Genomic DNA, 17,656 nt, shown 5'->3' with positions numbered 1-17,656 from the left:
GCGGCGCATTTCATTATCTTTTGGCAGCAAGGCGATGCTGAATTTCTAGATACACCAGCAAAGCATTCACATCCGCAGGGTTGACCCCACCAATGCGACTCGCTTGCCCAATCGTCATCGGACGAATTTTGCTTAACTTCTCTCGCGATTCCTTAGAAAGAGTTTCGATCGCATTGTAGTCAATGTCCGTTGGCAATTTGCGATCGCTATGTTTGGCAACCTCCTCAATTTGATGCTCTTGGCGTTGGATATAGCCCACATACTTGACTTCGATTTCGGCGGCAAGACGCTCAAAGCGATTTAGATTGGCATCGGCTAAACCATAATGAATTAGTTCCGCATAGTTAAACTTAGGGCGACGCAATAAATCCGATAGTGTAATTGCCCCACGAATCACTTCTCCCGTTTCAGCAGTAATCCGTTGACCTAATTCTTCCTTTTCTTTGACGCGAGTTTCGTTGAGACGGTGGACTTCTCTATGGACGCGCTCCTGCTTGTCACAGAATAATTGCCAGCGCCGATCATCAACTAAACCAATTTCACGACCAATGGGAGTCAAGCGGCGATCGGCATTATCCGATCGCAAAATCAAGCGATATTCGGAACGGCTAGTCAACATGCGATAGGGTTCGCGCAATTCCTTCGTACATAGATCATCAATCAGAGTCCCGATATAGCTACTAGCTCGCGGCAATACCACCATTTCTCGCTTCTGGGAAAATAAAGCCGCGTTCATCCCCGCCACTAGACCCTGTGCCGCAGCTTCTTCATAGCCTGTGGTTCCATTGATTTGTCCTGCACAAAACAGCCCTTCAATTAATTTGGTCATCAAAGTGGGATAGCACTGAGTCGCAGGGATGTAATCATATTCCACAGCATAGGCAGCCCGCAGCATATGACAGTTTTCCAGCCCAGGCAGAGTCCGCAACATTTGCAGTTGGATATTTTCTGGCATTCCTGTAGAAAAGCCTTGAATATATAGCTCAGGAATATCCCGACCCTCTGGCTCAATAAAAATCTGATGACTCTCTTTATCAGCAAAACGGACAATCTTATCTTCAATACTGGGACAATAGCGTGGGCCCTTCGCGTCAATAAATCCACCGTAAACAGGGGTCAGATGTAAATTGTCACGAATAATGCGATGGGTTTCGGCAGTGGTGCGAGTTAAATAGCAATTCATTTGTTCCCGTTCTACCCAAGCACTCGGATCAAAGCTGAACCAGTTCTGCTCCGTATCCGATGGCTGCACTTCCATTTTGCTGTAATCGACGCTACGGCGATCGACCCTTGCGGGTGTGCCTGTCTTCAGGCGATCGGTGACAAAACCGAGGGCATTGAGGGTTTCGGTTAAACCTTCAACCGCAAACTCACCTGCGCGTCCCGCAGACATAGAGCGGTTACCCACCCAGATTTTGCCATTGAGGAATGTACCCGTTGTCAAAATCACAGCTTTGCAAGCATAGCCCACGCCAAATTGAGTTTCCACACCGATAATTGCTTGGTTCGCATCAAGCAATACATTAATCACCGTTCCCTCGCGCACCGAGAGATTTGGCTCATTCTCAACTACCGTTTTCATTTCAGCGGCATATTCGCGCTTGTCGGTTTGCGCCCGTAATGCCCAAACGGCGGGGCCACGCGAACTATTTAAGATTCTTTTTTGGAGATAGGTGCGATCGGTGATTTTGCCAATTTCACCACCGAGGGCATCGACCTCATGGACAAGTTGCGATTTGGCAGGGCCGCCCACAGCGGGGTTGCAGGGTTGCCATGCAATGCGATCGAGATTAAGGGTAAGTAGTAAGGTTTTGCAGTTCATTCGGGCGGATGCAAGGGCAGCTTCACAACCTGCATGACCCGCACCAACGATGATCACCTCAAATTCATCAAGAAATTGGACTTGGTTAGCTAAATTTACGGAATTGCCCTGCATCGCGCTCACTATTTGACAGATATGAACAACAAAAATCTATTTTATTGTATAGCTGCCGCCACTTGTTTCTTGGGTTTAGACGGGCAACAACTATAGTTGTAATTCCAATAACATTGCGTAGGGACACACTTAGCATGTTTTAATGCGATATTGCTATACAAATAATGGAAACCATGGCAGTAGATCTGACCCGCGTCCAACCACCTCTCAATGTTTATCCGCCGAAGGCCAATCAATTTATATTGAAAATCATACGGCTGTTAACGCCTTTTTGGTTGCGGTGGCAATGTGGCATCAAGCAGATTGAAACTCGCTATATTGATCGCCTTGTCGAAGCTACGAAAAAATTTGAGGATGGCAAATCTCGATACATGCTTGCTTTCCGACATCCCACTACCGATGATCCCTTTGCGATGTTGTATTTGCTTGCCTATGCCGTCCCAGAACAGGCAAAAGAGATGGGAATCAAGCTCACCACCAAGCCCCATAGCGGTTTTGTGTACGATCGCGGTATTTCTCTGTGGGCAGGGGACTATATCAATTGGCTATTTCCCGCCTTGGGCGGTATTTCCATATTTCGCGGCAAGCTGGATCGTCCTGCACTAAACCTGATGCGAAAGCAAATTACTCAAGGTGATGTGCCGCTATCGATGGCTCCTGAAGGTGGCACTAATGGCAAAAGCGAAACCGTGGCGGAACTGGAACCAGGGATTGCTCAGATTGGATTTTGGGCGGCTGAGGATTTACAAAAGGAAGGTCGCACCGAGGAAATGTTAATCATTCCTGTGGGGATTCAGTACGAATATTCAACCGATGCGTGGGGCGTAATTGATCAGACGATTACCATGATTGAAAAAGAAAGCGGAATTATTAAGCCTGCGATTACTTCAGAAAATCGTTATCAACGGCTTTATGATTTGGGTAGCTATCTGGTGCAGTGGGTCAGTGACTATTACAAAGCTTTTTATGGCAATTACGCTAAATTTAATAGCCAAAATACAAATCCTGACAACTTAGCCGAAAATTTGCAAGAACTCGCCGATCGCATTTTGAGTGTGGCGGAAATGAATTTCGGGATTAAAGCGAAGGGATCACCAATTGATCGTTGTCGTCGTCTAGAACAATGCGGTTGGGATCGTATTTTCCGTAACGATATTAAGAATATTGAGCAGCTATCTCAGGTGGAACGGGGTTTTGCCGATCAGCTCGCCCTCGAAGCTAGTTATAGTAATTGGCATATGCGGATCGCCGAAAGTATCATCGGAGTCACCAGTGACTACGTGCGTCAACATCCTAGCCCTAGCCGCTATATTGAGGTATTGAAACTGATGTGGAGCGTTTTACAACGAATCAGTGAGCGTAATCCCGATTCACCTTTCAAAGAAACCCCTAATTTTGGCGATCGCAAATTGACTATTTCTGTTGCCGAACCGATCTCGGTGTCGGAGCATCTGGCTGAATATCAATCTAGTCGCGCTGCTGCCAAAGAATGTACGCGCAAACTGACCGAAGAAATCCATCACGCGATGAAGGATTTAGTTATTCCCTCAGTAATGTAGAAAAAAGCGCCGCGATGCGGCGCTTTTTTGTAGAGATCGTCCCCGCCTTCGGCGGGGACGATCTAATTTGTTTGATTTAAAGATTGCGATATAAACTCTGGCAGTCTTCGAGGTTGAGTCGCGATCGCGTGGCAATGTTCATTGATGAAGTTTCACCGCGTGCAAGGTGAATTGCCCCTGCACAGCCAATCATCGCCGCATTATCAGTACATAGGCTTAGGGGTGGAAAGATCGCACGAATGTCATGCTCGGCTGCCATGGTCACTAATCGCGATCGCAAAGCACTATTCGCTGCCACGCCACCAACCGCCACAATTGTCGATAAATTATGCTCCAGCGCACATTTAATCGTGCGATTAACCAATGCCGCCGCCACGGTTTCTTGAAAACTGGCGGCAATATCAGCAATCGGCAATTCCTCACCATTGGGGCTAAGCTTTTGAGTAAGTCGCAATACTGCCGTTTTCAGACCACTAAAACTAGAATCATAGGGAAAATCAGGAATTCGCCCCTGTGGCAATTTGTAAGCTTTCGGATTTCCTGCGATCGCAATTTTGTCGATCACGGGGCCTCCGGGGTAACCCAAGCCTAACAACCTTGCCACCTTGTCAAAGGCTTCACCCGCCGCATCATCACGAGTTTTTCCCATCACCTGATAGTCGGTATAGTCCTTTACTAAAATAATGCTGCTATGCCCACCAGAGACCAACAGACATAAAAAAGGTGGCTCTAGGGTAGGCTCAGCCAGCAAAGCCGAACAAATATGTCCCTCAAGATGATGGACGGCAATCAAAGGCTTTTGATGCATCATTGCCAAGGTTTTCGCCGCCGTCACGCCAATCATCAACGAGCCAATTAGTCCGGGGGCAGTGGTCACCGCGATACCGTCAATATCTGCCCATGTTTTACCTGACTCACGATAGGCTTTTGCGATCGCAGGATTAATCGTCTCCACATGCTGACGTGCCGCAATCTCTGGCACCACACCACCATAGAGCGCATGGGTTTGGATCTGCGAAGAAACCACGCTACTAAGAATTTGGCGATCGCAAACCACCGCCGCCGCCGTTTCATCACAGCTAGATTCGATCGCAAGAATAGTTGGCATTTTAATTAGCTGTTAGCAATTAGCTGTTAGCGATTAGCTTTGAGGGGACTTACCTATGATACAGAAACACTTGGCAGCTTAAGCGGCTGTTGGCAATTAGCTGTTAGCAATTAGCTTTGAGGAGACTTACCTATTCTAAAAAAGCTAATTACTAATTGCCAACAGCCAAAAGCTAAAAGCCAAAAGCTAAAAGCTAAAAGCCCTTAATTGATAACTTACTTTACAGGATGTGAAGATTGCTTTACCAAGGCGCGATCGCTGATATAGGATCTGAGGCTAAGTTCTCAAACTAAAATCTCGTTATTTTTGCCTATCTTAAACAAAGGTAAATTAAGGTCAGTCCATGAAAAGACTTTTTGCTCTCATCCTCGTTATTAGCTTGTGGTTTGGCGTAAGCCTTGCTGCAACCCCTGCCGCATACGCAGAATTCTCCTTCAACGCCTTGACTCCCTGTGCAACCTCTTCTGCTTATCAAGATCGCTTGCAATCAGAAGTTGATGGCTACACCACACGTTTGGCTAACTTCCAAGCTGGTAGCGCCCCTGCTGCATACCTCAAGGGCAAAATCGCCCAAACCGAAGCTCGCTTTGCTAAATATGCAGATGCTGGCTTACTTTGTGGTGAAGATGGTCTACCTCACTTGATCACCGATGGTCGTTTGGATCGCTTAGGCGAATTCACCATTCCTGCCTTGATGTTCCTATACATCGCTGGTTGGATTGGCTGGGTTGGTCGTGCTTACTTGATCGCCATCCGTAAGGACAAGGCAACTGCTCAACAAAAGGAAATCCTCATCGATCTTCCTCTTGCTATTAAGTACATGCTAACTGGCTTTGCATGGCCTTTGGCTGCACTGAAAGAATTTGGTACTGGCGAACTTGTAGCTCCTGAAAACGAAGTTACTGTTTCCCCTCGCTAGACAAAACTATATTTCTCTAAAAGCAATACTATGCATTGCTTTTAGAGAAATATTCAGAAAGAAATTACTACTTCAAGTATTTATCAAATCTATCTAAAAGGAGAACTCCATTGAAAGGTTTCTTATCATCTGCTCCTGTTTTAGCTGTTGTATGGATGTCCATCACTGCTGGTGTATTGATCGAAGCTAACCGCTTGTTCCCAGACACCCTCACATTTCCTTTCTAAGCTGGCTACAGCCTATTAAAACAATGAAAGCGCGGCTTTTGCCGCGCTTTCATTGTTTTTTATGTAAAAAAAGAGTTAACTGATCCAAATCCAGAAGATGAATGGCGGCGCGAAGCACCGCCATTCATCTTCTGGATTTAAGCGCAAAGCGTTGCGTTGTAAGTAAGACTAAAGCGCTTTACTTCGTTGGGGATCAATGACATTCAGCATTAGTTTCTAAAACTTTTCTATACTTCCTTGCGAACCACTAAGTAGATCTGCCAAGATGTAAGCAATGTCGTTCGCCCTAAGGGAAGATTTGCGTGACTGTTGCCGCCTCTGTTGCTTCGCCTACTGTCCAGATTCCAACCGATTCAGGAATATATATTACAATTCACGGCCACTTTTATCAGCCTCCCCGTGAAAATCCCTACCTGAATGCGATCGAGCGCCAAGAGAGTGCTGCTCCCTTCCATGATTGGAATGCAAGAATTCACCACGAATGCTATCGCCCCAACGCATTCTCACGAATCGAGCGCCATGATGGCAAAATCGTCAAAATTGTCAATAACTATGAATACATGAGTTTCAACATGGGGCCAACCTTGCTCTCATGGATGGAATTTCATGATCGCGATACCTATCAAGCCATCCTCGATGCAGACAAACGCAGCGCTGATCGTCTCAATGGTCATGGCAATGCGATCGCACAGGTTTACAACCACATCATCATGCCTTTGGCGAACTGGCGTGACAAATTAACCCAAATTCGCTGGGGAAAGGAAGACTTTAAATCTAGATTTGGCAGAGATCCCGAAGGCATGTGGCTAGCAGAAACTGCCGTGGATTACGAAACCCTTGAGGCACTGGTTTTAGAAGGGATCAAGTTTATTATTCTTGCGCCATCACAGGCGCAGCGTTGTCGCCCTATGCCCACCAAAGACAATCCCAACCCTGCATGGGAAGAAGTGGGTGGGGCACAGATTGATCCCAATCGTCCCTATCGCTGCCACTTACGCCGCCATAGTCAGAATGTAGGCGGCAATTTCTCGGAAATTGGTCAGTTTCATCTTCCCGCCGACACGGATGCCTATATCGATGTGTTTTTCTATGATGGTCCCATTTCTCGCGATATGGGCTTTGGTGATTTATTAGGTAGTTCCCATAACTTTGCCGAACGCATCGGGCAAGCTGTCCGCCATGATGCTCGTCCACATCAAATGGTTTCCGTTGCTACCGATGGGGAAACCTTTGGACATCACAAGCACTTTACCGAAAAAACCCTGTCCTATGCCTTTGTTGGGGAATTTCCGAAACGGGGCTGGACTGTTACAAACTACGCCCATTATTTGAGTCTATTCCCACCCACATGGGAGGCTGAACTAAAATCTGTCACCGCTTGGAGTTGCGCCCATGGGGTCGATCGCTGGCAAGGTGGCTGTAACTGTGGCGGCGAAGGAACAAACTATCAACTACTATGGCGGCGACCATTGCGCGATAGCCTCAACTGGTTGCGCGACCGCCTCGCCGCGGTGTATGTGGATATTGGACGCAAGTATTTTAATGATCCTTGGGAAGCTCGCGATCGCTATATCGATGTCCTGAAATATTCCTTGCGGGACGGCATTGCCGAAAACTCGCCTGTACTAGAGAAATTCTTTGAGCGGCAATGTGGTAGCAAGGTCGCGACATCCGCACAGCGTATTGATGCTCTGCGCCTATTAGAGATGCAGCGCCATGCTCTGTTGATGTTTACCAGTTGCGGTTGGTTCTTTGAGGAATTATCGCGTCCTGAGACCGTGCAGATTTTGCGCTATGCCGCCAGAGCGATTGAGCTAGCCGCCGATGTTGCAGGCGTATTGCTAGAGGCTGAATTTATCAAGCGGATGGCAAGCGCTCCCAGTAATCTGCTTGAATTTCGCGATGGCGAAGGGGTTTATCGAGAGCAAGTAGTCACCAATCGCATCAGTCTGGCGCAGGTTGCTGCTCAATATGCCCTGAGTTCGACTCTTGGGAACTATTCGCGATCGCAACAAATTTATTGCTACACGATCCAACAGCAGGACTATCAACTGCAAAGAATCGGTTCAATGTCGTTAGCAATTGGTCAGATTAATTTGGTCTCAGGGATTACCCAAGAGTCAGTCAACTACATTTTTGCCGTGTTACACCTCGGTGGTGATGATTTCCATTGCTGCATCCAACCCTTTACAGGGCGACGTGAATATGAAGAAATCAAGGCGACATTGTTTAAGGTTCTGAAACAAGCGAATACGGCGGCGATCATTCTTGCTATGGCAAGCAACTTTAGCGGTGAGCAGTTCAATCTGCACCATCTCTTTGCGGAGGAGCGCCATCGGATTTTAAGAATGCTTGCCGATGAGACGTTAACGAGACTCGATCAGCTCTATGAGCAGGTCTATCGCGATAACTATGGCATTTTGATATCCTTCCGTCGTGATGATTTGCCAGTACCCCATGAGTTGCAGGTTGCGGCAGATATCGTCTTAAATAATCGTCTTACAGAAGAACTCAAGCGACTAGAGATAGGAGAATCACTGCCTAATGTGGGTCTAGATGCCGTGGCAATCGAAGCGATTAATCTTGGTTGTAAGTTTACTAATTCTGAAGATACAGAAATTCTGGAAAACTATATTTTGAAGCAGATTCAGATGCTTTCACAACTGCAAGAGCCAAACGAAAAATCCATGTTTAGCTACCTTAGTCAGATTGAGCAGTCTTTGTTGATTAGCGATCGCTTAAATCTGCAACTTGATCTCAATCTAGCTCAAGAGGCTTTTCTGAACTATCTATCGCGACGAATTGCTCCTCAATGCGTCCTAGCACGTCAGATCCTTGATTTGGAAGCTGTTGAAAAGCAACCAATTCACATTGAAGTTAATCTCTGTGAGAGGATCTCAAATCTGGAACTACACCAGTTAATTGATACTGCTGGCAAGCTTGGCATTGCCACCGAAGCTTGGCTTCACGCTTAATTAAATAATTAAGTAAACGATTAGAAAGATTTAGAAGCTTGCAATGCAAGCTTCTAAACCTAAAGCCTTAAAAATCTAAAGCATTAAAAATATCGATGAATTTTGAAGACGAATTAAATCTAACCCTTCGCGCCCGCTATCCTCTGATTTATATTCCTTCAGCAGAAGAAGAACGAGTCGAGGCTGTCATTAGCAATGTATCAAAATCCCTTGGACGCAGCATATTTGTATGGGATTTTGTCGATGGCTATCAGTCGAATCCCACCGATGCAGGCGCAGGTAGGCGAAATCCGTTACAAGCCTTAGAATTTGTCGATAAAATTCCTAAAGGGGCTGTGTTTATCCTACGAGATTTTGATCGCTTTCTAGAAGATGTGGCAATTGCCCGTAAGCTCAAAAATCTGGCGCGGAAGCTCAAAAGTGAAGCTCAAAATATTATCGTGCTTGCTTCACAAATTAATATTCCTGACAGCCTCAGTGAATTTTTCTCGATTTTAGAATTTCCACTTCCCAATGCCAATGAATTAAACACAGAAATTGATCAAATTATTCGTTCCACGCATTCGGCTAACGACATTCAACTGGATAAACAAGCGATCGCAGATTTGGTGCGTGCAGGTCAAGGACTTTCGTTAGAGAGGATCAGACGGGTACTGGCCAAAGCAATCGCCGAGCATGGCAGATTGCGTCCTGAAGATGTGGAACTCATTCTCGAAGAAAAGCGCCAAAGTATTCGACAAACCCAAATTCTTGAATTCTATCCATCAACTACGGAAATTAGTGATATTGGGGGCTTGGATAATCTCAAGGAATGGCTATTGCGTCGTGGTGGAGCCTTTAGCGATCGCGCCCGTAAGTATGGACTACCCCACCCCCGCGGCTTACTGCTAGCAGGGATTCAAGGTACAGGGAAATCTCTGACTGCTAAGGCGATTTCCCATCACTGGCACTTGCCACTACTCCGTCTCGATGTTGGTCGCCTTTTTGCAGGTTTAGTTGGTGAAAGTGAGTCCAGAACCCGTCAAATGATTCAGCTTGCTGAAGCGCTATCTCCTTGCGTCCTGTGGATTGATGAAATTGACAAAGCCTTTGCAGGAACCGATGGACGTGGGGATTCAGGCACAACGAATCGGGTGTTTGGGACATTCCTAACATGGATGGCGGAAAAGACATCCCCTGTCTTTGTGGTGGCTACTGCCAATAATATTCGCACTTTGCCCCCCGAACTATTGCGAAAAGGACGTTTTGATGAGGTGTTTTTTGTCGGTTTGCCTAACCAAGAAGAGCGATCGCAAATTTTTTCTGTCCACTTAAACAAATATCGTCCCCATAATACTCGTGCCTACGACATCGAACGCCTTGCTTACGAAACCCCAGACTTTTCTGGTGCAGAAATCGAGCAGGGCATCATCGAAGCGATGCACATTGGCTTCAGTCAAAATCGTGACTTTACCACCGATGATATTCTCGAAGCCGCTAGCCAAATTGTGCCATTGGCGCAAACAGCGCAACAGGAAATTCAAGTTTTGCAAGAATGGGCAGCTTCGGGCAAAGCCAGATTAGCCTCTCGTCAAAATGTATTTAACAAATAAAATTAGCCAAACTGCGATCGCACCTAAATTCTGACTAGCTCTGAACCATTGATCGATTTGCGAACATGAATTTGGGTGGGTAATCGCTCAGCTAAGGATTGAATATGGGTAATTATGCCAATTAATCGATCCTGTTGCCGTAACGATTCCAGAATTTGGGTAACGGATTCGAGAGTTTCACTATCGAGAGTGCCAAAGCCTTCATCAAGGAACAGGCTGCCCAGTTCAATGCCCATGGATAATCTTTCGGATAATGCTAGTGCCATTGATAGGGAAGCCGCAAAGGTTTCCCCACCCGAAAGAGTCCGCACCCGCCGCTTTTCGCCGCCATTCCAGTTGTCTGACACCCAATAGTCACCACTTTCAATTTGGAGAATATAACGATCTTCCGATAGTTGCTGCAAGAGCGTGGAGGCACGGTGAGCGAGTTCCTGTTGCAGACTATCGAGAATATATTCTTGGAATTTATTAGATTGCAAATCTTGGGCGAGGGTGTGATAAACCTGTTCTTGAGCCTGTAAAGCAATTTTACGCGCTTCTAATTCCTGCGATTCTTGATGTTTTTGGTGAGCTTGTTCTAGCCATGCTTTGATGGAGGCACGATTCTCATTGGCTAGTTGCAGAGATTGTTCTATTTGTTGTGATTCCTCACGCAGCTTGGCGATCGCAATTTCATCGGTATGTTGATCGGCAATTGCTTCGGCAAACATTTGCAAACGGGTTGTTAATTCCTGTTCTTGCCGTTGGTAGTTGTCGATTTCCTGTTGCCATAGCGTTATTTGCGATCGCGAAACTTGCGCCGCCAAAAATTCTGATTCGGTAAAATTGATCGAGTTCAGTTCTGATTGCCAATTGTTTTCCTGTTGCGAACATTCAGAAATAGTCAAGTCGTGATTTTCCTGAGCTTTATTTGCCGCCGCTTCCCATTTGACAACATTTTCTCGCGCTTTTTGATAGGTTGTCTCTATATTTTGGGAGCGCTGATGTAGTGAGGACTTTGCTTGCAAAATCGACTCCTGTAAAGACTCATAACTCTGTCCTGCGGTAATTTCTTGCAGCCGCACCCGTAGCTCTTGCAGTTGCGATTGACGCTGTGATCGTTCTTTTTCCGCTTTTTCCAATTCTATTTGGGCAAGTTGCCGAGATTCTTGATTGGAATTTAATTTATTAGTATTGTTTTGTACTGCGATCGCAATTTCTTTTTGTTCCGCAATTAATTGTTGATAGGCTTGCTCTTGTGCTTCTAATTCTTGACGATCGTGAATCAAATCCTCAGCTTGCCATGGGGATGGAAAGATCTGATCGATCTGTTCTCGCAGACCTGTAACTTGTTGGCGTAGATCGGCAAGATCCTGATTTTGCGATCGCAATTGTTGCTGGGAATTATCTAAATTGGCGGTAATTTTCACCCTGTCTTCTCGCAATTTTAGCAACTGCCTTTCGATGCGATCGCAATTTTTTTTCAAAGGCTCAGTATTAATTAAATCGATTTCTGATAGCGCAGGCAATTCATCAATATGATAGATCTGATTACAAACAGGACAATTGTCACCATCATGGAGTTGAGTCCGTAACGCACTGACATGACTGCTTTGTAATGCTTGTAAGTTGGATGCCTCGGCTGTGGCGAGGGCAGTATTTGCCTCGCTAAGCTTATCTTCAGTCCCAGAAATTTCCTGTTGTAATTTTTGTAACTGCTGATTGAGATTACTAATTTCTGTGTTGAATTGCACCGCTTTTTGTTGCCGCTTCCCAAAGTCAGTCTGCAACATTTGCCACTGCGTCACGGTTGCGGCAACCTGTCTTAACTTTTCTAAGCGTGTGGCATCGTGGGGAGAATTTGCGATCGCAGTGGCAATTTTTTGTAATTGCTGAGTTGTGGTTTGCAATTCCGATTCCGCCTGTTTTACGGATATCGTCAATTTTTCAAGAACCTGCGATCGCTCTTGGCTATTTTGTTGGGCGCGTTCTAGCTCCGTGGCACATTGTTGTTGTTGTATATGCAGAGATTCCGCTAGAGCTAAATTACGTTCTTGGGCTGCAATTTGACCTTGAGCGATCATTTGTTCAGCCCGAAATTGATCAAAAACCTGTTGTTGCGTATCTAGGTCTAATTTGCTATTAGCTAGCTTTTGCTGAGCATTATGCAAATCTGCGATTGCAGTTTCTACCCGCTTACGCACAGTTTGTAAAACCGTCCAAGTACCCACAATCGAATTTGCTAATTGAGCATTGCGGAACTGAATTTCTAAAGTCTGAATTTTGGACGAATCCTGTTGTAATCGCTCTAATTTGGCTAAAGCCTGTTGGTGTTGTTGAATTTGGATAAATAATCTTTCCTCGGCTTCCAAAAGCTTGCGACTCTGCTTGGCTTTAACATCTAATTCAGGTATGGCAGATTCTAGATTCGCCAGCTCTGTTTGTTGGGCATGAACCTCTTCACCATCAGGTACTTGCATCCCTTGCAAAACCTTCTCCAAGCCCTCTCGCTCCGCTTTAAATCGACTGCTGCGATCGCTTGCCTCTTTCCGCATTTGCTCAAAAACTTGAAACCCTGCTAACTGACGCAAAATCTCACGGCGTTTACCAGCTTCACCCTTAAGGAATTCATCAAACTGTCCCTGCGGCAAGATGATCACCCGAGTAAAAGTCTCGAAGTCCATGCCGATGATATCTTCTACTTTTTGACTGCGATCGCAGCGCTCCCATTCCCCATCCACTAACTGATCAAACAGAAATTTCTTCTCATCGGTTTTGCCACGATTGCGCCATGTGCGTACCACTTTGTATTCCGTTTGCCGCATCACAAATCGAAATTCGACCTTTAACTGTGTCGCCCCTTGGCTCACTAACTCCCTTGATGCGTTTGGCTTTTGAGCAACTTTGTCATAGAGCGCAAAGGTAATCGCATCCAAAAGCGAAGTTTTGCCAGCTCCCGTTGCACCTGTAATTGCAAATAAATCAAGGCTGGCAAAGTCGAGAACTTGTCGCGACCGAAAACTGGTAAACCCTTCGACAATTAGTTCAATGGGACGCATAGTATTGTGTATAGCAAAAGGTCAGAATTACGGATTAGGCGAATGGAGGGATAAGGCTAGATTACTCATCTTGCCCTATAACCAACGGGACAAGTAAAGCCTTGATTATTAAAAACTGGTCTAGGTGGCTTACCTGAAATATTTTGATCGGATATGCAGACTACGCTTGCTGTCGTTTTTTTGGCTTTATCATAGGTAACTGCGCCGACCACCCCAGAGATATCAGCTTTGCTCAAACCTAGTTTAAAGAGGTCGTTGGGAACATCACGGGGAGTCGCATAGATAAAAGCGCGATTGCCTGCGACTTCATAGGCGTATTCGTAGCGCACAGATTTAGGTGGCTCTGACCAACCCATCCGTAGTTCAGCATAGGAGGAAGCAAAAGTCTGATTCTCTATAAAATATGCTTGCTGTGACCTTACATAGGATCCCACAATTGGGATTGCAGGATTGCCGCAGCTACAGGCAATCGGCACTTGGATAAAACAAATACCGATACCAAGAGGAATTGTCGCTAACCCACAGATTTGAAGAACTCGTTTGCGGGGAAATTTAGGCTTAGACTCGCCAGACATAGAAGGATGCTCCATGCTTTACCTCAACTATGATTTAGATTACAGCCGCTTCACTTTAGTTTTGAGAATCTTTTCCTCAACCTCATTTACCTGCACCTCTCGTAAGCGGGTAGCATAGGCAGGAAAAGGAAAACCAACTAGCAAAGGTGATGGCACTTCAGGCTGATGGATAAACATACTACCCGATTTGAGTAATAGCGATCGCTTCCGACAAGCCCCTGTCAAAAAGTTATACTCAGGACGTTCCACCTCGGCAGAGTCCAATCGCCCCACCACGCGCACAGCCGCCTGACCCACCACCCGCCGCTCTACCTCCGAAGCAGTTTGTTGTGCGCCAATCAAAATAATTCCCAACGAGCGTCCCCGTTCGGCAATTTCCACAAGCAGATCCTTAATTGGGCTACGACCTTCCTTAGGAGCGTACTTATTCAACTCATCCAAAACGATAAAAACAACGGGATATTGACCGCGCTTTTCCTTTTCCATGAATAGCTTTTGTAACAACACACCCACTACAAATTTCTGGGCTTTGCTACCGAGCTTGTTAATATCTGCGATCGTTAATTGATATTCCGCAGCTAGAGGATCAAGTTTATGTTTTTGCAACTCCTCCGCAGGTAAATCACCACGAATCAAGTGGGACATCTCATCCGCAATACCCCACATGCGCCTTGTGAGGGCTTCAGCCGTGGAAGGGGCATTGCGCCCTAGCCATTTTTGATCTGCATTCTCTACCAGTTTATCTTCGAGAAATTCAATTAAATCTCGGAAGGTTTCCACCGTATCCTTGCCATCTTCACCATATTCATCATCAAGATCAAGATTAGTTTTGGGCATGAATCCCATTTTCATGTCGTGCTTATCATTGTCGATCGCTAATTTTGCTAAACGTTCTTCAACAATACTTACCAAAAAACCAATATTACTGCGCTCTAAGTCTTCACCAGCAAACAAAAAATGAAATAAGCGATCGCGACAAAATTCCCGCATTCCCCAAGCATAGGCAGAAATTTGATCAGACCGTTGATCGAGATGGGGTTCTATTTGTTGTGTATTTTTTTTGGGTGCGACGCAAAATCTCACATCTTGAAAGGGTTGGACTGGCAAATCAAGAATTTGATAACTAGCGCGATCATCTTCCCGCATCTTGTTGTTAGGCTTATCTAGGAAAAATAAATCCTCCCCCTTAACGTTGAAAATCAGAGCTTTAGTATTGGCACGTTTAGAACCAAGGACGGTGGAATTAAAAATAGAATGAAGAATAAACAGAGCAAATGAGGTCTTGGTTGCCACGCCTGAAATCCCTGAAATATTGACGTGAGCACCCTTTGTGCCATCGATAAATTCATAGTTTAAATAGGCTGGACTACCATTTCGCATAATTCCTGCGGAAATACGCTGTTCCATACCATCGAAATTTAGAGCAAATCGCAGGTTCTCATCTTCGGCCAAATAAACGGCATCCCCCGGCTGCGGTGGCAAATATTCTTCAGGCTCAATGCGTGTGACTTGGATATGCGCCGCATAGGAAACATTCACAGGCATACTGCCACTGGTGACCAAAAATGTATCCGTATCAAATTGAGTGCCTTCATGAATCGTCCGCACATGATCGACAACACCATAGAAATTAACCACTCCTTTGTTGTCAGGGCGATCGGTTTTGACTTGCACCACATCATCAAGACGCAAAACATTACCATCACTCACCGCTACCCAAAATTCAAGGGGGGTGGCATCTTTAGTTCCGAGAATATAGCCAATCGGCTCGACCATTTATTGTTTTTCCTATTATGTTTTGAGTTTTGAGTTTATAAATTCTGTTGAAAATACTACAAAATTGTGGATTACATATTTTATTCATCTGTATTTACTGATGTTACGTGGAAGTTTCTAAAGCCCTCACCCCTAGCCCCTCACCCGTAGGAGAGGGGAACAAAAAAATATTAGGATTTGCTCCCCCTCGCCCGCAGGCGAGGGGCTGGGGGGGAGAGTTCCACATAACATCACTGTATTTAGTCTGAGCATATTTTCAACGAGCACCCTCAAATGAAAGAAGCACCCTTTGGGTGCTTCTTTCATTAATATGCGTCCTGCAATTCGTAAAAATCTGGTGTGACGTAATCCTTTCGCATTGGATAGCCAATCCAGTCTTCAGGCATAAGAATCCGCTTAAGATTGGGATGCCCTTCATAGATGATGCCGTACATATCGAAGGTTTCACGCTCTTGCCAATCCGCAGTTTTCCAAATCCAATAGACCGATGGACAACGAGGATCGGTGCGAGGCAAAAACACCTTGATACGGACTTCTTCAAAGCGATCGCTTTTATTAATCCCCTCCTCGGTAAGCTTCGCCAGATGATAAACACTTACCAAACTGTTGCCAGCGCCAGCATCATAACCACATTGCATCATCAAGTAGTTGAAGCCATAGGCATAGAGTGCTGTCGAGAAGGGGAGCAAGAATTGGCGCTCAACCTTGAGAATGGGAACACCCTGTTGATCTAAGCCCAAAAATTCATGCTCAAAGCCATTGCTAGTCAGCCATTGCGACACGGGAGCTGGTGCTTCCGTTGTAGCTAATGCTGCTTCCTGTTGAACTTCTTGATTATCTGCCAACGGTTTCTACCTCCTTCTGAGACATTTGCAATGCAGGTAAAGGAATGCCAGATTCGACTAACTCTTGGGGTGGAGCCATCCGACTAGGCATTTCTAGATATTGACCAGTTAAAATTGGGCTAACCACCTTCATCTCATGCTTCACCGCATAGTAGCGATGGGTGCGATCGAGGTTAGCTCTTTCTTTAAATCCTTCGGTCCCAATTTTTTTACGCAATTTGATGATCGCATCCATAATCGCTTCGGGACGAGGAGGGCAACCGGGAATATATACATCAACGGGGATAAGTTTATCCACTCCGCGCACTGTGGTGTACGAGTCAGTGCTAAACATGCCACCTGTAATCGTACAAGCACCCATGGCAATTACATATTTCGGTTCTTGCATCTGCTCATAGAGTCGCACCAAGGCAGGAGCCATTTTCATGGTGACCGTCCCTGCGGTGATAATCAGATCAGCTTGGCGAGGGCTAGAACGGGGTAATAAACCAAAGCGATCGAAGTCAAAGCGTGAGCCAATCATCGCTGCAAATTCAATAAAACAGCAGCTAGTGCCATAGAGCATCGGCCACAGACTAGACATTCTCGACCAGTTATATAGGTCATTGAGGGTTGTCAAAACGACGTTATTTGATAGATCTTGAGTGACTTGTGGCGTTGCCGCAGGATTGATAAGACGTTGCGTCTGTTCTTCAATACTAAAGTCCAGACCAACATTTTCGGATTTCATGACCATTCTAAGGCTCCTTTTCTCCAAGCGTAGACTAGACCTAATACGAGAATGCTAATAAAAATTAGTGCTTCAACAAAGGCGAGTAAGCCTAGTTTACTAAATGCGACTGCCCAAGGGTATAAAAATACCGTTTCTACGTCGAAGATAACGAAAGCAAGCGCGAACATATAATAACGAATATTAAATTGTATCCAAGCCCCGCCAATGGGTTCACAGCCAGATTCGTAGGTGGTGCGACCTGCGGCTCCTGACTGCTTTGGGCTTAAAAGTCCCGATAGCACCAGTCCCGATATGGGGACAAGTGTACAAATGATGATGAATACCAGTAGGTATTCGTATCCGCTTAAAACCAAGATGTATTACCTCTTCAAGC

The 17,656-nt window shown here is 45.6% G+C and carries 14 protein-coding genes; 5 read left to right on the top strand and 9 right to left on the bottom strand.

Annotated features, from left to right (window positions below):
* Nucleotides 1-13: 13 nt before the first annotated feature.
* Nucleotides 14-1,936, bottom strand: a complete 1,923-nt coding sequence (mnmG, locus tag H6F41_RS13495; RefSeq protein ID WP_190404005.1) for a tRNA uridine-5-carboxymethylaminomethyl(34) synthesis enzyme MnmG — start codon at nt 1,934-1,936, stop codon at nt 14-16.
* A 173-nt stretch (nt 1,937-2,109) separates the two neighbouring features.
* Here mnmG and H6F41_RS13490 point away from each other — a divergent pair, with 173 nt between their 5' ends.
* Nucleotides 2,110-3,495: a lysophospholipid acyltransferase family protein gene (locus tag H6F41_RS13490; protein WP_190403994.1), complete on the top strand. Its 1,386-nt coding sequence runs from the start codon at nt 2,110-2,112 to the stop codon at nt 3,493-3,495.
* 76 nt (nt 3,496-3,571) lie between these two features.
* Here H6F41_RS13490 and tsaD read toward each other — a convergent pair whose 3' ends face one another.
* Nucleotides 3,572-4,603 carry a tRNA (adenosine(37)-N6)-threonylcarbamoyltransferase complex transferase subunit TsaD gene (gene tsaD / locus H6F41_RS13485; RefSeq protein WP_190403993.1) on the bottom strand — a complete coding sequence of 344 codons (1,032 nt, stop codon included), beginning with the start codon at nt 4,601-4,603 and terminating at the stop codon, nt 3,572-3,574.
* A gap of 343 nt (nt 4,604-4,946) precedes the next feature.
* Between tsaD and H6F41_RS13480 the strand changes: the two genes are divergently transcribed.
* From H6F41_RS13480 to H6F41_RS13465, 4 genes are all read left to right on the top strand, one after another.
* Nucleotides 4,947-5,522 carry a Photosystem I reaction center subunit III gene (locus H6F41_RS13480; protein ID WP_190403992.1) on the top strand — a complete coding sequence of 192 codons (576 nt, stop codon included), beginning with the start codon at nt 4,947-4,949 and terminating at the stop codon, nt 5,520-5,522.
* A 110-nt stretch (nt 5,523-5,632) separates the two neighbouring features.
* Entirely contained in the window at nt 5,633-5,749 is a 117-nt protein-coding gene (locus H6F41_RS13475; RefSeq protein WP_190404004.1) for a Photosystem I reaction center subunit IX, read from the top strand.
* A gap of 302 nt (nt 5,750-6,051) precedes the next feature.
* A complete protein-coding gene (locus tag H6F41_RS13470; protein ID WP_190403991.1) occupies nt 6,052-8,724 on the top strand; it encodes a DUF3536 domain-containing protein in 2,673 nt (890 codons plus the stop codon).
* Between the two features lie 95 nt (nt 8,725-8,819).
* On the top strand, nt 8,820-10,316 hold the full coding sequence (locus H6F41_RS13465) for an AAA family ATPase (RefSeq protein ID WP_190403990.1): 1,497 nt from the start codon (nt 8,820-8,822) through the stop codon (nt 10,314-10,316).
* Nucleotides 10,317-10,339: 23 nt separating this feature from the next.
* On the opposite strand, the gene H6F41_RS13460 is transcribed toward H6F41_RS13465, so the two are convergent.
* The 7 genes from H6F41_RS13460 to ndhC form a co-directional block, all read right to left on the bottom strand.
* Nucleotides 10,340-13,354, bottom strand: a complete 3,015-nt coding sequence (locus tag H6F41_RS13460) for an AAA family ATPase (RefSeq protein ID WP_190403989.1) — start codon at nt 13,352-13,354, stop codon at nt 10,340-10,342.
* Between the two features lie 65 nt (nt 13,355-13,419).
* Nucleotides 13,420-13,944, bottom strand: a complete 525-nt coding sequence (locus H6F41_RS13455; protein ID WP_190403988.1) for a type IV pilin-like G/H family protein — start codon at nt 13,942-13,944, stop codon at nt 13,420-13,422.
* A 24-nt stretch (nt 13,945-13,968) separates the two neighbouring features.
* Entirely contained in the window at nt 13,969-15,705 is a 1,737-nt protein-coding gene (locus tag H6F41_RS13450; RefSeq protein WP_190403987.1) for an ATP-binding protein, read from the bottom strand.
* A 103-nt stretch (nt 15,706-15,808) separates the two neighbouring features.
* Nucleotides 15,809-15,931, bottom strand: a complete 123-nt coding sequence (locus tag H6F41_RS19170) for a hypothetical protein (RefSeq protein ID WP_277873995.1) — start codon at nt 15,929-15,931, stop codon at nt 15,809-15,811.
* Nucleotides 15,932-16,010: 79 nt separating this feature from the next.
* A complete protein-coding gene (locus H6F41_RS13445) occupies nt 16,011-16,550 on the bottom strand; it encodes an NAD(P)H-quinone oxidoreductase subunit J (RefSeq protein WP_190403986.1) in 540 nt (179 codons plus the stop codon).
* Nucleotides 16,540-17,280, bottom strand: coding sequence for an NADH dehydrogenase subunit K (locus H6F41_RS13440; protein ID WP_190403985.1), 741 nt, complete (start codon nt 17,278-17,280; stop codon nt 16,540-16,542). Before H6F41_RS13440 ends, H6F41_RS13445 begins: the two co-directional genes overlap by 11 nt.
* Nucleotides 17,277-17,639, bottom strand: a complete 363-nt coding sequence (gene ndhC / locus H6F41_RS13435; protein ID WP_190404003.1) for an NADH-quinone oxidoreductase subunit A — start codon at nt 17,637-17,639, stop codon at nt 17,277-17,279. The genes H6F41_RS13440 and ndhC overlap by 4 nt, the downstream gene beginning before the upstream one ends.
* Nucleotides 17,640-17,656 lie beyond the last annotated feature (17 nt).

Source organism: Pseudanabaena mucicola FACHB-723 (assembly GCF_014696385.1).
Classification (GTDB): Bacteria; Cyanobacteriota; Cyanobacteriia; order Pseudanabaenales; family Pseudanabaenaceae; genus Pseudanabaena.
This window is presented reverse-complemented; position numbering and strand designations above follow the sequence as displayed.

Excerpts from the sequence above, each read along its gene's own strand:
- H6F41_RS13460 (WP_190403989.1), bottom strand. The coding sequence starts at position 13,354 with ATGCGTCCCATTGAACTAATTGTCGAAGGGTTTACCAGTTTTCGGTCG.
- H6F41_RS13440 (WP_190403985.1), bottom strand. The coding sequence starts at position 17,280 with ATGAAATCCGAAAATGTTGGTCTGGACTTTAGTATTGAAGAACAGACG.
- H6F41_RS13490 (WP_190403994.1), top strand. The coding sequence starts at position 2,110 with ATGGCAGTAGATCTGACCCGCGTCCAACCACCTCTCAATGTTTATCCG.
- H6F41_RS13450 (WP_190403987.1), bottom strand. The coding sequence starts at position 15,705 with ATGGTCGAGCCGATTGGCTATATTCTCGGAACTAAAGATGCCACCCCC.
- H6F41_RS13480 (WP_190403992.1), top strand. The coding sequence starts at position 4,947 with ATGAAAAGACTTTTTGCTCTCATCCTCGTTATTAGCTTGTGGTTTGGC.
- H6F41_RS13465 (WP_190403990.1), top strand. The coding sequence starts at position 8,820 with ATGAATTTTGAAGACGAATTAAATCTAACCCTTCGCGCCCGCTATCCT.
- H6F41_RS19170 (WP_277873995.1), bottom strand. The coding sequence starts at position 15,931 with ATGTGGAACTCTCCCCCCCAGCCCCTCGCCTGCGGGCGAGGGGGAGCA.
- H6F41_RS13455 (WP_190403988.1), bottom strand. The coding sequence starts at position 13,944 with ATGGAGCATCCTTCTATGTCTGGCGAGTCTAAGCCTAAATTTCCCCGC.
- tsaD (WP_190403993.1), bottom strand. The coding sequence starts at position 4,603 with ATGCCAACTATTCTTGCGATCGAATCTAGCTGTGATGAAACGGCGGCG.
- mnmG (WP_190404005.1), bottom strand. The coding sequence starts at position 1,936 with ATGCAGGGCAATTCCGTAAATTTAGCTAACCAAGTCCAATTTCTTGAT.